At 49.3% G+C, this 1,109-nt stretch carries 1 rRNA gene; it reads right to left on the bottom strand.

Annotated features, from left to right (window positions below):
* Positions 1–1,109 (bottom strand): 23S ribosomal RNA (locus tag BMY80_RS12000); the annotation flags it as partial.

Here is a 1,109-nt window from a genome sequence, read left to right as displayed (position 1 = left end):
TACCATTACACTAACCTCACGATGTCCGACCGTGATTAGCCAACCTTCGTGCTCCTCCGTTACCCTTTAGGAGGAGACCGCCCCAGTCAAACTACCCACCAGACACTGTCCCATTATCTGTTAATATTTGGTTAGAACACCAAGTCTCCCAGAATGGTATTTCACCGGCCGACTCCACGAATACTGGCGTACTCGCTTCTCTGTCTCCCATCTATCCTACACAGACAGACTCAATGTTCAGTGTCAAGCTATAGTAAAGGTTCACGGGGTCTTTCCGTCTAGCCGCGGGTACACTGCATCTTCACAGCGATTTCGATTTCACTGAGTCTCGGGTGGAGACAGCGTGGCCATGGTTACACCATTCGTGCAGGTCGGAACTTGCCCGACAAGGAATTTCGCTACCTTAGGACCGTTATAGTTACGGCCGCCGTTTACCGGGGCTTCAATCAGAAGCTTCTCTTGCGATGACTTCATCATTTAACCTTCCGGCACCGGGCAGGTGTCACACACTATACTTCCACTTCCGTGTTCGCAGTGTGCTGTGTTTTTGTTAAACAGTCCCAGCCACCTCTTTGCTGTCACTGATTCAACCTTACATCGCGCGGATGCTCAATCTCCTCAGCATACCTTCTCCCTAAGTTACGGTACTATTTTGCCTAGTTCCTTCACCCGAGTTCTCTCAAGCGCCTTGGTATTCTCTACCCGACCACCTGTGTCGGTTTCGGGTACGGCCAGCATTAATTAACGTGTACGGAACTTTTCCTGGAAGCCTGGCATCATGCTCTTCTTACACCGTAGTGTAATCCTCTCGGCTCTCGTCCTTCAGCGTGCCTTTTCTTCGTACACACCGGAACTACCGCCTTCCACTTACTATTCCAACAGTAAGCAGCACTAGCCTTCTCCGTCCTTCCTCACAATCAATGCCTAGTTTCGGAATATTAACCGAATATCCATCTGCTACGCTTTTCAGCCTTACATTAGGTACCGACTCACTCTGCCCCGATTAACGTTGGACAGAAACCCTTGGTCTTTCGGCGTATATGTTTTTCACATATATTATCGTTACTCACGTCAGCATTCGCACTTCTGATAGCTCCAGTCAACCTTCC

It is taken from the genome of Ruminobacter amylophilus (assembly GCF_900115655.1).
Taxonomy (GTDB): Bacteria; Pseudomonadota; Gammaproteobacteria; order Enterobacterales; family Succinivibrionaceae; genus Ruminobacter; species Ruminobacter amylophilus.
This window is presented reverse-complemented; position numbering and strand designations above follow the sequence as displayed.